Source organism: Acinetobacter rudis, from assembly GCF_000829675.1.
Classification (GTDB): Bacteria; Pseudomonadota; Gammaproteobacteria; order Pseudomonadales; family Moraxellaceae; genus Acinetobacter; species Acinetobacter rudis.
The window spans coordinates 1-15,045 of sequence record NZ_BBRX01000028.1 but is presented as its reverse complement, the minus strand read 5'-3'; the positions used below and the strand labels follow the sequence as shown (position 1 = coordinate 15,045).

The window sequence follows — 15,045 nt, the reverse complement described above, 5'->3', positions numbered from 1 at the left end:
TTGACCTATCTTGTTTTACGCTAGATAATGCGCGCACAAGTTTTTGGCTATGTAGCTCAGTTGGTTAGAGCACCGCACTCATAATGCGGGGGTCACAGGTTCAAGTCCCGTCATAGCCACCATTTTTATAGACCACGTTCTCAAACGTGGTCTTTTTTTTGTCTGAAAAATAAAGCTACTCATTTTTTGCTGTAGGTAAATTATGGTATGTAAAAATAACCTGAGTACATTGAATGGAGCAACGGATGAACTCAAGGGTAAATTTGGCGTGAAAAATAGCTAAATAAGTTAAAAAACAATCAAATAAAGAGTATTTGTATAAACAATAATCATAAGATAAAAACAGCACTTGACGATAGGCTTGGATCTTTAGATAATGCGCTCACAGTTTTTGGCTATGTAGCTCAGTTGGTTAGAGCACCGCACTCATAATGCGGGGGTCACAGGTTCAAGTCCCGTCATAGCCACCATTTTTATAGACCACGTTCTCAAACGTGGTCTTTTTTTATGTGTAAATTAAATTGAGTTATATATTAATATAAAAAAATACCCAAGCATGTGCTTGGGTATAGATATTGCGAAAAGCTAAATTAGATTCCAGGTTTCCAACCATTAACGATCGGATAACGACGCTCACGACCAAAAGCACGAGAAGTGATTCGTGGTCCAATTGCACCTTGGCGACGTTTATACTCGTTGCGGTCAACCAGTTGAATAACACGCTCTACAGTCGCTTTATCGTAGCCTTTCGCGATAATGTCATCTTGACTTAAGTCTTCTTCGATATACGCGTAAAGAATCGCATCTAGAACGTCATAGGCCGGTAATGAGTCTTGATCTTTTTGATCAGGACGAAGTTCTGCCGATGGTGGACGAGTGATTACACGTTCAGGAATAACAGGTGTCTCGCTAATGCTGTTACGATATTTGGCGAGTTCAAAGACGATACTCTTATAAATATCTTTGAGGACAGCAAAACCACCTACCATATCGCCATATAGAGTACAGTAGCCAACAGCAAGTTCTGATTTATTTCCTGTAGAGAGGACTAAGTTACCAAACTTATTAGAAAGTCCCATAAGGAGCGTGCCACGTGAGCGTGCCTGTAGGTTTTCCTCAGTTGTATCTGTAGAGCTGTTACCGAAGAACGGGTACAGGGTCTGCATGAAGCTGTTTACAATCGGGTTAATTTCAGCAATACCGAAAGCAACACCTAGATTTTTAGCTTGCTCACTGGCATCTTCAACACTGATTTGCGCTGTATAAGTATATGGCATCATCAGTGCTTGTACTTTATCTGCACCAAGTGCATCAACAGCAATGGCAAGTGTCAGAGCTGAGTCGATACCACCAGATAGCCCAATGAGTACCCCTGGGAAACCTGAGTTTTGTACATAATCACGAGTTGCCATAACTAAGCTTTGATAAATCTCAGCCATGGTATCAAGTGTCGCTGCAGGTTCAATACTGCGATATGATTTTTGCTCATGATCGTAGTCTATGACTTGTAAACATTCTTGGAAACTTGGTGCGCGATAAGTCATTTCACCTTGAGCATTGATCACAAAACTGGTGCCATCGAACACAATATCGTCTTGTCCACCGACCTGATTACAATAAACAACATTAAGTTTAAGTTGTTGAGTCAGATTTTGGATGGTTTGAATGCGGTGTAAAGGTTTACCTACTTCATAAGGTGAAGCATTTAACACGAGAACTGTATCAACATTGAGTAGTGCAAGTTGATGAACAGTTGATGCGGTCCAGAGGTCTTCACAAATAAGTACGCCAAACTTGTGTTCTAAGTACTCAAAAACGAGATATTGATTACCTGTATCAAAATAACGTTTTTCATCGAATAGACCATAGTTCGGTAGATTTTGTTTGTTATATATACCGAGGATCTCGCCGTTTTTCATGACGGCAGCAGAATTATAACGTTGGCCTTGGTCATTCAAATTAACGAAACCAAAAACCATGACGATATCTTTAACTTGACTTAATTGTTTAAATGCTTGAGCAGTACGTTTGCTTAAACTTGGGCGCAATAATAAATCTTCGGAAGGATATCCAATCATTGAGAGTTCTGGAAATATAACCAGATCTGCATTTTGTTTTTTAGCATCATTCGCCAGATTAATCATCTTTTGAACATTTGAGTCTATATTGCCAATGGCCGGGGAGAATTGTGCAAGGGCAATTTTAAAACTTTTCATTTAAGTAAAATCCTATACCTTGTGGATTAAGGGCACAACTGCTTGATTTTATAGCTTTAGTTATGAGGCAGATGCACATGCTAAAATAATACAGCCAAATCATGGGGTTTAATAACCAATAACTGATTATTAAATATACCTTTTTTGCAATGCAAAAATGAGAAACACTCAGTATTTTAACTAAAATTTATTAAGAAGCTAGCACTGAATGAAGATTATTCACTTTTATAATGCTATTTGTTGGTGAGTAAAAAAACATATTTACCATCTGGTAAATAAAGTACAAAAAAAATAAAAATAAATATTTATTTTTTATGTAATTTTTTTTAACAGTATTGTTTTTTAAACACTTGATTATGGAAAAGTCTTTTATCTATTTTTTTATGATGTTTTTAATCTTTCCAAGGTAGATATCGCTCGCGATGTTTCCTTGCTGCTCAATATTATAGCAAAAATAATTTTTATTTAATTTAAGTTGGTAACGATAGGGGTTGTAGCATTTAAAACTTAAATAATATGCAATCTGTAATATCATGCCTCGGCGCAATACATTTATGTTTTGCTGGTATTGGTAAATATGCGCCATCTCATGAATGAAGATTGCACGTTCTGATAAGGATTGCACAGAGAAGTCATCACGATAATCATTTGGGTGTAAATGTATTGCACCACAAGGCGCCATAATAATACCTGCTGGCTGCCAGGGTAGAAAACATTGGTTCATGACTTGCACTGAATCATAATTTATAAGATCGCCAAATACCAAATTACATAACTTAATTTCTCCGACTGTAAGTTTTCGGCAAATAAAAAAATCTAATTTTAATAAAGGGATTAAGTAAATGATTAAAGAAAAAAATAGACGATGTTTAAGCATATGATTATAGATTTAAAAAAATTATATCGTCACCTAGCATATGACAAGCCAGTTAAATTTAAAATAGAGCTTAGCTTTTGCGATTTGTCATTCATCAATTTTTCCTTCTTTAATTGGTTTTATCAGGGTGGATTGTTGGTGCTCTACACATTAATTTTTAATTATGAGTAAACTATCAATGATGTCAGCTGTAATTTAAGTTTTTTTAATATTTGAAATCATTAAAAATAGCTCGATTTGTATTTATTTATATTTTTTTTCAAAATGGAGTTATTGCTGCTTATTTTGAATTAGATCAAGTCAATATGATAAAAAAAAGCCACCCAGAGGTGGCTTTTTCAACACTGAGTCTAAAAACTTAGCGTTTGATGTCGCGTTGAGTCTCACCAGTGTAAAGCTGACGAGGACGACCGATCTTATAAGGACCGCTGTGCATTTCTAACCAGTGGCTGATCCAACCTACTGTACGTGCAAGAGCGAAGATTACAGTAAACATTTCTGTTGGGATACCAATCGCTTTAAGGATGATACCTGAGTAGAAGTCTACGTTTGGATAAAGTTTACGTTCAACGAAGTACGGATCGCTTAATGCAATACGCTCAAGCTCCATTGCAAGTTGCAATTGAGGATCGTTGATACCCAGTGCAGCTAAAACTTCGTCACAAGTTTGTTTCATGACTTTAGCACGTGGGTCGAAGTTTTTATAAACACGGTGACCGAAGCCCATGAGTTTAACTTCTTTACGTTTAACTTTTTCCATGAACTCAGCAACATTTTCAACGCTGCCAATTTCATCAAGCATTTTAAGTACAGCTTCGTTTGCACCACCGTGAGCAGGACCCCAAAGTGCAGAAATACCAGCAGCGATACACGCATACGGGTTAGCACCAGTAGAACCAGCTAGACGTACAGTTGAAGTTGATGCGTTTTGCTCATGGTCAGCATGTAATGTGAAAATACGATCCATTGCTTTAGCAAGCACTGGATTAACTTTGTAATCACGATCAGCTGGTGTAGCAAACATCATGTAAAGGAAGTTTTCTGCATAGCTCAAGTCATTGCGTGGGTATACGAATGGTTGGCCAACAGTATATTTGTAGCTCCACGCAGCAAGCGTAGGAATTTTAGCAACTAAGCGAATCGCTGTGATTTCACGGTGATTAACATCTTCAATGTCAAGATTGTTGTGATAGAACGCAGATAATGCACCTACTACACCAACCATTATAGCCATTGGATGAGCATCACGACGGAAACCATTGTAGAAACGGCTTACTTGGTCATGAACCATTGTGTGTTGGCTTACTTTAACTTCAAAGTCTGCTTTTTGAGTAGCAGTAGGAAGTTCACCATTTAACAAGAGGTAGCAAGTCTCAAGGTAAGACGCTTGAGTTGCAAGTTGATCAATTGGATAACCACGGTGTAAAAGGATACCTTTGTCACCGTCAATAAAAGTGATCTTTGACTCACATGAAGCAGTAGCCATAAAGCCAGGATCAAAAGTGAAATGGCCAGAGGCCAATACGTCTTTAACGTCAACTACATCTGGGCCCAATGTGCCGCTGTAAATTGGTAATTCAATTTTTTTGCCATCAAGCTCGAGTACGGCTTTTTTGCCAGTTGCTTCAGACATTCAACATATCTCCTGTCCTGGTGGATATTGTATCTAATTCAAAATGTTCAATTTTGTTGTTGAATCAGATGGATCTAAAAGTTGCTATAAGCTAAGTAGTCGCTGCAAGTTTGTCAATTATACTTAGGGATAAATATCTGCGCATTACACATATTTCAGCATGCATTTTATGCTGGTCTAAATATCTTGCTATAGCGACGACACGATATAATAAGTCAAATTACAAAGTTGGTGCAGAAAATTATTGGCGACGCGATGAATAAAAAAATTTTTTCAAAAGAAAAATGGGTTGAATTTTGAGCCCTTTAAAAAAAACAAAAGTTTGAAACGACAAAAGGCAGGGTGTTTCAGCCGAAATCAAAGGTTTTTAAGGTGGTGATGAAAAGATATAAATGCTGAAATATTTTTTTTCATTTTTAAAATTCTTTGGCTAAAAATAGCACAATTGAGCTGTGAACTAATCGACAAACTTAGCTTAATTTTTTTTTATTTGTATAAATCAACAGCGTAAAACAACAAAAAAATCTTAGAGCACAGATTCGAAAAAGAGGGGGAGTGCGCAGCTACTGCTGCTTATATTTTTTATTTTTAAAATAAATCTCATTGAGAAAAGTTGGTTGGTTTAGCGTCTTGGCGTGTAAAATTTATTCTTTAGTTTAATATGTTTTTAAAATGTAAAAATTGTGGCGAGAACATTATTAAATTTATTTGAGATGAATCAGCACGTTTTCCAATTGCTTTACAGTACAATTGTTCAAAATATCGAAGTCGAAGGGTGAAGTTGTAATTGTAAATGATTCTTATTTGTCGATATTTTACAAGGCTTGGCAACGAGATAGTTTGAAATTTAACTACTGACGCTTTATAATTCAGTGTCGTTTTAAAAGATTAGGCATTTGCTTGCCTGACGATGCCAGCTTTCCTTCGAATTAATTCTAACAAACTCCAGTCGGAGTTTTTACTTACAGGATGCCCGCTGTGAAAAGCAACAGACCTGTCAATTTGTCCATGGGTCAAGTGTTAGCGGTAAACTTACGCTCACCCGTGGCTATTGCATCAATTCTACACCGCCTCTCAGGTGTAATCGTATTCTTATTAGTTCCAGTATTACTATGGATTTTAGATAAGTCGTTATCTTCACCAGATGGATTTGAGTACGTTAAAACTGTCGTATTTGGAAATCTCATTGTACGCTTTGTCGTTTGGGTTTTTGTGGCTGGTTTGATTTACCATTTTGTTAATGGTATCAAGCACTTGTTAGCAGACCTTGGAGTTGCAGAAGAACTTCAAAGTGGTCGTATTGCAGCTACAATTTCATTAATCTTGTCTGCGGTTGGTATTGTCGCGGCCTTTGTATGGATTATGTTCTAATGAAAAGTGCTACAGGATTAACAGGGTCAGGTTCTCGTGATTGGTATATTCAGCGCGTAAGTGCTGTTGTACTTTCAGTATATACAGTAGTTGTTTTGGGTTGGATCATCTGTAATGGTGGTTTTAACTATGAACAATGGTCTGGCTTTATGATGACTTTACCAATGAAAGTACTTTCATTGTTGGCAGTCTTATCACTTATCGCACACGCATGGATTGGTATGTGGCAGGTATTTACTGACTACGTAACAACTCGTCAAATGGGTCCTTCAGCATCAGGTTTACGTTTGGTGTTGACTTCGGCTGTCATTATTGCAGTGTTTGCGTATGCCATCTGGGCTATCCAGATTTTTTGGGCGAACTGATAGGAAAAGATCATGGGCGCGATAACCCCTAAAGAAGATTATTCAAATATTCAAAACCTCACTTTCGATGCTGTTATCGTCGGTGGTGGTGGTTCAGGTATGCGTGCTTCTTACCAGCTTGCTCAAGCGGGTTTGAAAGTTGCAGTACTCACTAAAGTATTCCCAACACGTTCGCACACAGTTGCTGCTCAAGGCGGTATCGGTGCATCTTTGGGTAATATGCAAGAAGACAACTGGCATTATCACTTCTATGACACAGTAAAAGGTTCTGACTGGTTAGGTGACCAAGATGCAATCGAATTTATGTGCCGTGAAGCGCCAAAAGTTGTTTATGAATTAGAGCATCTAGGTATGCCGTTTGACCGTAACGCAGATGGTACAATCTATCAGCGTCCTTTCGGTGGTCACTCAGCTAACTATGGTGATAAACCAGTTCCACGTGCTTGTGCAGCAGCTGACCGTACTGGTCATGCACTTTTGCATACGCTATATCAAAGCAACGTGAAAATGGGTACTCAATTCTATGTTGAGTGGATTGCACTTGACCTAATTCGTAACGAAGATGGTGAAGTTCTTGGTGTAACTGCAATTGACCAAGAAACGGGTAATATTGCTGTATTCCAAGCGAAAGCAACTTTATTCGCTACTGGTGGTGCTGGTCGTGTTTACCGTGCATCAACAAATGCCTACATCAACACTGGTGATGGTCTAGGTATGGCTGCACGTGCGGGTATTCCATTGCAAGATATGGAGTTCTGGCAGTTCCACCCTACTGGTGTGGCAGGTGCGGGTGTATTGTTGACTGAAGGTTGTCGTGGTGAAGGTGCGATCTTACGTAACAAAGATGGCGAACCGTTCATGGAACGTTATGCACCAACTTTGAAAGATTTGGCACCACGTGACTTCGTATCACGTTCAATGGACCAAGAAATCAAAGAAGGTCGCGGTTGTGGTCCTAAAGGTGATTATATCCTTCTCGATATGACTCACTTAGGTGCTGACACCATCATGAAGCGTCTTCCTTCTGTATTTGAAATTGGTAAGAAATTTGCCAACGTTGATATTACAAAAGAAGCGATTCCTGTTGTACCAACAATCCATTATCAAATGGGTGGTATTCCAACCAACATGCATGGTCAAGTTGTTCTTCCTGTACCAGGTACGGAAAACTATACACAACCTGTTAAAGGTTTCTATGCGATTGGTGAGTGTTCTTGTGTATCTGTTCATGGTGCAAACCGTTTAGGTACAAACTCACTCCTTGACTTGGTTGTATTTGGTAAAGCTGCTGGTGAGCACATTATTGATTATGTGACTAAACACCACGGTGATGAATATCAACCACTTCCTACAAACGTATTAGAAGCAACTTTGAAGCGTATTCGTTTGCTAGATGATTCTACATCTGGTGAAAACGCTCAAGACGTTGCTGATGCGATTCGTGACATTGTTCAAGATCACGCTGGTGTATTCCGTACTCAAGCGTTATTGGACGAAGGTGTTAAGCAAATTCTTGCAATCGAGCCACGCGTACGTAACATTCATTTGAAAGACAAATCTAGAGTATTTAACACAGCACGTGTTGAAGCACTAGAAGTTGAAAACTTATATGAAGTTGCTAAAGCGACCTTGATTTCTGCTGCTGCGCGTAAAGAGTGCCGCGGTGCACATACAGTTGTGGATTATGAATTGCCAGCTGATCATCCGACATATTCTTATGGACGTCGTGATGATGAATGGATGAAACATACATTGTGGTATTCAATAGACAACCGTCTTGAATACAAGCCAGTACGTTTCAAACCATTGACTGTTGATCCAATTCCACCTGCACCACGTACATTCTAATCGGGAGAAACAAGATGAGTAGAGGTACTCGTACATTCGAAATCTACCGCTATGATCCTGATAAGGACAAAGCACCGTACATGCAAACTTTCAAGCTTGAGCTCACTGATAAGCACCGTATGTTGCTTGATGCTTTGCTTGCGCTGAAAGTTCAAGATGAATCATTGACTTTCCGTCGTTCTTGCCGTGAAGGGATCTGTGGTTCTGATGGTGTGAACATTAACGGTAAAAATGGTTTGGCTTGTCTAGAAAACTTAAATGACTTGCCTGAGAAAATCATCATCCGTCCATTACCTGGTTTGCCAGTGATTAAGGATTTGGTTGTTGATATGAATCAGTTCTACGATCAGTACGACAAGATTCAGCCATTCTTAATTAACAATCAACCTGCACCAGCTAAAGAGCGTTTACAATCTCCAGAAGAGCGTGAACACTTAAATGGTTTGTATGAGTGTATTCTTTGTGCATGTTGTTCAACTTCATGCCCATCGTTCTGGTGGAACCCTGATAAATTCTTAGGTCCTTCAGCACTATTGAATGCTTATCGCTTTATCATTGACTCTCGTGATACCGCGACTCAAGATCGTTTGAACCGTATGGACGATCCATTCTCATTATTCCGCTGTAAAGGCATTATGAACTGTGTATCAGTTTGTCCTAAAGGTTTAAACCCAACTAAGGCAATTGGTCACATTCGTAGTATGTTACTCGACCAAGTAGGTTGATTTAACATCAAGAGGCGCACGTTCAAGCAATGTGCGCCTTTTTTTTGTGCAAAAAAACGTTAACTAAGTTTATTGGGGTTGAAATTTAATAATGGGACATCATATGTATGTTACTTATGCAATGTCTGTATTTAGTAAATTTATAGGTGGTATGTGTCAATAAAATCAATAGGCTGTTGAGTTCATGTTAGCATTTAGCAAGTCTGCATGAGGTAAAAAGTGCGGTACTTTAAAATGCAATTTTTTGCCGTTTGATACATGAAGATTTGATCAAATGGGTAAATAATCGTGTGAGCTGTTTTAGAAAAAATAATCATTCAATTGTTTTTTCTAAGCCAATTTGCAAAAAAAATTGCTCGACATTGTCGAGTATAAAGTGAGTGATGATGCCAATGGAGGCGTTATGATTCATTGCGCACGTCTGATATTTAGATGTGCACTATCGCCCTGGGTGTTTATCGCCAAAAGGGTGAATGTCATATGATCAATTTGGCATTGTCAATCATGGGATTGCTTAACAAGCAACCTGTAATATTTTTGCAAAAGGAAATGGGTCCACAAATGCAAGAAGTTGCTGACGCATTGCGTCTTGACACTGAACTTTCCGCTGATAGTGCAGCGTATATAGAAGAGCTTTACGAGCAATACCTGTCTTCACCAACCTCGGTGGGCGAGGATTGGCGTCAATATTTTGATAAATTCCCTAAAGGCGACCAGCCACACGGAAATATCCGTGAACAATTTCTATTATTAGGTCGCAACTCCAATCGCGTTCAACCCGTGGTGCAGAGTGAAGTCAGCACTGAGCATGAACGTCGTCAAATCGCAGTTTTGCAATTGATCGCAGCGTATCGTAATCGTGGCCATCAAAAAGCAAACCTTGATCCTCTAGGTTTGGCTAAACGTGAAGATGTTCCTGATTTAGATCTTGCTACACATGGGTTGACCAAATCTGATCTAGATACGGTTTTCAATACAGGTAATTTAGCACTTGGCAAATCAGAAGCAACTTTATCTGAAATGGTCAATGCGATGGAAGCAACGTATTGTGGTTCTGTCGGTGTGGAATATATGCACATCGTGGACACTAAAGAAAAACGTTGGATCCAACAGCGCCTTGAGAACGATCGTGGTGTATATGGTTTTAGCGCTGATCAGAAAAAACATTTCTTAGAGCGTTTAACTGCTGCTGAAGGTTTAGAAAAATACCTCGGCAATAAATACGTTGGTGCTAAACGTTTTGGTGTAGAAGGCGGTGAGTCTTTTATTCCAATGGTTAACGAAATCATTCAACGTGCAGGTAAAGTTGGCTGTAAAGAAGTTGTGATTGGTATGCCACACCGTGGTCGTCTCAACCTTCTCGTCAACATCATGGGTAAAAACCCAGCTGACCTATTCGGTGAGTTTGAAGGTAAAGCACTACATAAAAAAGGCTCTGGTGACGTTAAATACCACCAAGGTTTCTCTTCAAACGTAATGACACCAGGTGGTGAGGTTCACTTAGCACTAGCGTTTAACCCATCTCACTTAGAGATCGTTGGACCAGTGGTTGAAGGTTCTGTTCGTGCTCGCCAAGTACGTCGTAAAGACATTGGTGGTGATGACGTATTACCTGTAATTGTACATGGTGATGCTGCATTTGCAGGTCAAGGTGTAAACCAAGAAACCTTCCAAATGTCACAAACCCGCGGTTATACCGTAGGTGGTACTGTGCACATCGTTGTGAATAACCAAGTTGGTTTCACGACTTCTGATCCACGTGATGCACGTTCTACAGAATACTGTACTGATATCGCAAAAATGATTCAGGCGCCGATTTTCCATGTCAATGGTGATGACCCTGAAGCAGTTGTTTATATCGCTCAATTGGCACATGATTTCCGTCATACTTTCCGTAAAGACGTTGTCATTGACTTGTTCTGCTACCGTCGTCGTGGTCATAACGAAGCGGATGAGCCAGCTGCAACTCAGCCAATGATGTATCAAATCATCAATAAAAAAGCGACAACACGTACATTGTATGCTGATCAATTGGTACAAGAAAAAGTACTTGATCGTGCAACTGCAGATCAAATGATCGAAGACTATCGTGCAGACCTAGAAGCGGGTAATCATGTTGCTAACGCTTTGGTACTTGAACCAAACAAAAAAATGTATGTCGATTGGAGCCCGTATTTGGGTCATGACTACACTGATGTTTGGGATACGACATTCCCAATTGAGCGCTTAAAAGAGCTCGGTGAGGGCATGCGTAAATTACCTGAAGGTTTTGTGATGCAACGCCAAGTATCTAAAGTGATTGATGATCGCTTGAAGATGCAAACTGGTGAAGTTCCATTAAACTGGGGTGCAGCTGAAACTTTAGCTTATGCAACTTTGTTAGACGATGGTTATTTAGTTCGTTTAACTGGTGAAGACGTTGGTCGTGGTACATTCTCACATCGTCACGCTAAATTGCACAACCAAGTAGATGGTTCTGTCTATATTCCTTTATGTCACGTTAAAGAAAACCAACCACGTGTTGCAATCTATGACTCATTGCTTTCAGAAGAAGCAGTATTGGCATTTGAATATGGTTATGCGACTACATTGCCGAAAAGCTTAATCGTTTGGGAAGCTCAGTTTGGTGACTTCGTAAACTGTGCTCAAGTGGTTATTGACCAGTTCATCGCATCTGGTGAAACGAAGTGGGAACGTGTTTGTGGTTTAACCATGTTGTTACCACACGGTTTCGAAGGTCAAGGTCCAGAGCATTCATCTGCACGTCTAGAGCGTTTCTTACAGCTTTGCGCAGAAGAAAACATGCAAGTGATCACGCCGACTACACCTGCTCAGATTTTCCATGCATTGCGTCGTCAAGCAGTACGTCCAATTCGTAAGCCAATGATTGTAATGTCTCCTAAGTCTTTACTTCGTCATAAGTTAGCTGTTTCAAACTTAGATGAGCTTGCGACTGGTACATTCCAAACTGTGATTGATGAAGTTGATCAAATCAACAAATCAGATGTTACACGTCTTGTTCTTTGTGGTGGTAAAGTTTATTACGACCTACTTGAAAAACGTCGTGAACAAGGTTTAAACAATATTGCTATTGTTCGTGTTGAACAATTGTATCCTTACCCAGAAAAACGTTTGGCTGAAGTTCTCGCAGCTTATCCAAATGTGTCAGAATTGGTGTGGGCGCAAGAAGAACCGAAAAACCAAGGTGCTTGGTTATTCATCGCTCCTCGTTTATATGACGATATCATCAAATCTGGTAAACAAATTCGCATTAGTTATGCAGGACGTGAAGCATCAGCTGCACCTGCATGTGGCTCAGCATATTTGCATGCAAAACAACAAGCTCAGCTCGTGAATGACGCTTTAGCGATCGTAGCTGATCAATCAGGAGAAACAAAGTAATGGCAACCGAAATCAAAGCACCGGTGTTCCCAGAATCAGTTGCTGATGGCACAATCGCGACTTGGCACAAACAAGTGGGTGAAGCTGTCGCTCGTGACGAAGTCATTTGTGATATTGAAACCGATAAAGTTGTTTTAGAAGTTGTTGCTCCTGCTGATGGTAGCCTTGTTGCAATCGTTAAAAACGAAGGCGACACTGTATTGTCTGCTGAAGTAATTGCACAGTTTGAAGAAGGTGCTGTAAGCGCTGCTGCTCCTGCGCAAGCTCAAGTAGAACAGTCTGCTGCACAAGCTCAAGCAGGTGCTGCACCTGTTGTTGAACGTGCTCAACCTGTACAAGACCAATCTCCAGCTGTGCGTAAAGCATTGTCTGAAACTGGTATCAATGCTGCAGACGTTGCTGGTACAGGCCGTGGTGGTCGTATCACTAAAGAAGACGTGTCAAATCATCAAACTAAACCAGCTGCAACTCCATTAAGCGTTGCTGTTGGTGAACGTATTGAAAAACGCGTTCCAATGACTCGTTTACGTAAGCGTGTTGCTGAACGTCTACTTGCTGCTTCTCAAACTACAGCTATGCTTACAACGTTTAACGAAGTAAACATGAAGCCTGTTATGGAAATGCGTAAGCAATACAAAGACATGTTTGAAAAACGCCATGGCGCTCGTCTTGGTTTCATGTCTTTCTTTGTTAAAGCTTGTACCGAAGCGCTTAAACGCTACCCAGCAGTAAACGCATCTATTGATGGCGACGATATCGTATATCACGGTTTCTATGACATCGGTGTTGCTGTATCTTCAGATCGTGGTCTAGTTGTTCCTGTATTACGTGATACAGACCGCATGAACTATGCTGAAGTTGAAAACGGCATTGGCGCTTATGCTGCTAAAGCACGTGAAGGTAAATTGTCTATCGAAGAAATGACTGGTGGTACTTTCACTATTACTAATGGTGGTACTTTCGGTTCATTGCTTTCTACACCAATTTTGAACCCGCCTCAAACTGCAATCTTGGGTATGCACAAAATCCAAGAACGCCCTATGGCAGTAAATGGTCAAGTTGAAATCTTACCAATGATGTATTTAGCGCTTTCTTATGATCACCGTTTGATCGATGGTAAAGAAGCTGTAGGTTTCCTTGTAACAATCAAAGAATTGTTAGAAGAGCCAGCTAAATTGATTCTTGATCTTTAATACTTCCCAATTGATTCTACACTCAGGTGAAGCGATCCTTCATCTGAGTGCATGGAGATAAAAATGTCACAACAGTTTGATCTTGTTGTTATTGGCGGTGGTCCAGGCGGTTATGAAGCTGCTATTCGTGCTGCACAACTTGGTTTTAAAGTTGCTTGTATCGAAAAACGTATCCATAAAGGTAAACCATCTTTAGGCGGTACGTGCTTAAACGTAGGTTGTATCCCTTCTAAAGCATTACTTGATTCTTCTCATCGTTATGAAGACACTCAACATGGTCTAGAAGATCATGGTATTGCTGTTGACAGCGTATCTTTAGATTTGCAAAAACTACTTGCTCGTAAAGACAAAGTTGTAGATCAACTTACTGGCGGTGTTGCGCAATTACTTAAAGGTAATGGCATCGAGTGGTTACAAGGTTCAGGTAAATTACTTGCAGGTAAAAAAGTTGAATTCACACCGTTTGAAGGTGAAGTTCAAGTTCTTGAGCCTAAATATGTAATCTTGGCTTCTGGTTCTGTTCCTGTAAACATCCCAGTTGCTCCTGTAGATGAAAACTTTATTGTTGATTCAACGGGTGCACTTGAGTTCGCTGAAGTACCTAAACGTTTAGGTGTGATTGGTGCAGGTGTAATCGGTCTTGAACTCGGTTCAGTATGGCGTCGTTTAGGTTCAGAAGTTGTTATTTTTGAAGCTACTGATAGCTTCTTGCCTATGGCTGACAAAGCTTTGGCGAAAGAATATCAAAAGATTCTGACTAAGCAAGGTTTAGACATCCGTATTGGTGCTAAAGTTGCTAAAGCTGAAGTTCAAGGTGCTGAAGTCATTGTATCTTTCAACCAAGCTGGTGAAGATAAACAACAAGCATTTGACAAGTTGATCGTATGTGTAGGCCGTAAGCCTTATGCAGAAGGTCTATTGGCTGAAGATTCTGGCATTAAATTGACTGAACGCGGTTTTGTTGAAGTAAACGATCAATGCGCTACATCAATTGATGGCGTATATGCGATTGGTGACTTGGTTCGTGGTCCAATGCTTGCTCATAAAGCAATGGAAGAAGGTGTAATGGCTGTTGAACGTATTCACGGTCATGCTGCACAAGTGAACTATGACACAATCATTTCTGTGATCTATACGCATCCTGAAGCTGCTTGGGTTGGTCTCAACGAAGAAGAAGCGAAAGCGAAAGGTCATGAAGTTAAAACAGGTCAATTCCCGTTTGCTGTAAATGGCCGTGCACTTGCTGCTGGTGAAGCTGCTGGTTTCGTGAAGTTTGTTGCTGATGCAAAAACTGACCGTCTCTTGGGCATGCACGTTATTGGACCAGGCGCGTCTGATATCGTACACCAAGGTATGATCGCACTTGAGTTCGTATCTTCTGTTGAAGATCTTCAATTGATGACTTTTGGTCACCC

The 15,045-nt window shown here is 40.0% G+C and carries 10 protein-coding genes and 2 tRNA genes; 9 read left to right on the top strand and 3 right to left on the bottom strand.

Annotation, left to right across the window (positions count from 1 at the left end):
* Nucleotides 1–45 precede the first annotated feature (45 nt).
* Both Aru01_RS08205 and Aru01_RS08200 read left to right on the top strand, forming a co-directional pair.
* Nucleotides 46–122: transfer RNA gene (locus Aru01_RS08205), tRNA-Met, on the top strand.
* A 271-nt stretch (nucleotides 123–393) separates the two neighbouring features.
* Nucleotides 394–470 (top strand) — tRNA-Met (locus Aru01_RS08200).
* Nucleotides 471–590: 120 nt separating this feature from the next.
* Here Aru01_RS08200 and Aru01_RS08195 read toward each other — a convergent pair.
* The 3 genes from Aru01_RS08195 to gltA all read right to left on the bottom strand — a co-directional run bounded on the left by Aru01_RS08195 (nucleotide 591) and on the right by gltA (nucleotide 4,726).
* Entirely contained in the window at nucleotides 591–2,216 is a 1,626-nt protein-coding gene (locus tag Aru01_RS08195; RefSeq protein ID WP_016655261.1) for an NAD+ synthase, read from the bottom strand.
* A 373-nt stretch (nucleotides 2,217–2,589) separates the two neighbouring features.
* Nucleotides 2,590–3,093, bottom strand: a complete 504-nt coding sequence (locus Aru01_RS08190) for a hypothetical protein (protein WP_016655262.1) — start codon at nucleotides 3,091–3,093, stop codon at nucleotides 2,590–2,592.
* Between the two features lie 358 nt (nucleotides 3,094–3,451).
* A complete protein-coding gene (gltA, locus tag Aru01_RS08185) occupies nucleotides 3,452–4,726 on the bottom strand; it encodes a citrate synthase (RefSeq protein ID WP_016655263.1) in 1,275 nt (424 codons plus the stop codon).
* A 969-nt stretch (nucleotides 4,727–5,695) separates the two neighbouring features.
* On the opposite strand from gltA, the gene sdhC reads away from it, so the two are divergent.
* From sdhC to lpdA, 7 genes are all read left to right on the top strand, one after another.
* Entirely contained in the window at nucleotides 5,696–6,097 is a 402-nt protein-coding gene (gene sdhC / locus Aru01_RS08180) for a succinate dehydrogenase, cytochrome b556 subunit (protein ID WP_155757929.1), read from the top strand.
* A complete protein-coding gene (sdhD, locus tag Aru01_RS08175; RefSeq protein ID WP_016655265.1) occupies nucleotides 6,097–6,462 on the top strand; it encodes a succinate dehydrogenase, hydrophobic membrane anchor protein in 366 nt (121 codons plus the stop codon). Before sdhC ends, sdhD begins: the two co-directional genes overlap by 1 nt.
* A 12-nt stretch (nucleotides 6,463–6,474) precedes the next feature.
* Nucleotides 6,475–8,310, top strand: coding sequence for a succinate dehydrogenase flavoprotein subunit (gene sdhA / locus Aru01_RS08170; RefSeq protein ID WP_016655266.1), 1,836 nt, complete (start codon nucleotides 6,475–6,477; stop codon nucleotides 8,308–8,310).
* 14 nt (nucleotides 8,311–8,324) lie between these two features.
* On the top strand, nucleotides 8,325–9,035 hold the full coding sequence (locus Aru01_RS08165) for a succinate dehydrogenase iron-sulfur subunit (RefSeq protein WP_016655267.1): 711 nt from the start codon (nucleotides 8,325–8,327) through the stop codon (nucleotides 9,033–9,035).
* Nucleotides 9,036–9,596: 561 nt separating this feature from the next.
* Nucleotides 9,597–12,437, top strand: a complete 2,841-nt coding sequence (locus Aru01_RS08160; RefSeq protein ID WP_040331075.1) for a 2-oxoglutarate dehydrogenase E1 component — start codon at nucleotides 9,597–9,599, stop codon at nucleotides 12,435–12,437.
* Nucleotides 12,437–13,630 (top strand): 2-oxoglutarate dehydrogenase complex dihydrolipoyllysine-residue succinyltransferase, encoded by a 1,194-nt coding sequence (gene odhB / locus Aru01_RS08155; RefSeq protein ID WP_016655269.1) that lies wholly within the window; start codon nucleotides 12,437–12,439, stop codon nucleotides 13,628–13,630. Before Aru01_RS08160 ends, odhB begins: the two co-directional genes overlap by 1 nt.
* Nucleotides 13,631–13,693: 63 nt before the next feature.
* Nucleotides 13,694–15,045, top strand: a 1,352-nt coding sequence (gene lpdA / locus Aru01_RS08150; protein WP_042111274.1) for a dihydrolipoyl dehydrogenase, incomplete at its 3' end; no start/stop codon positions are given.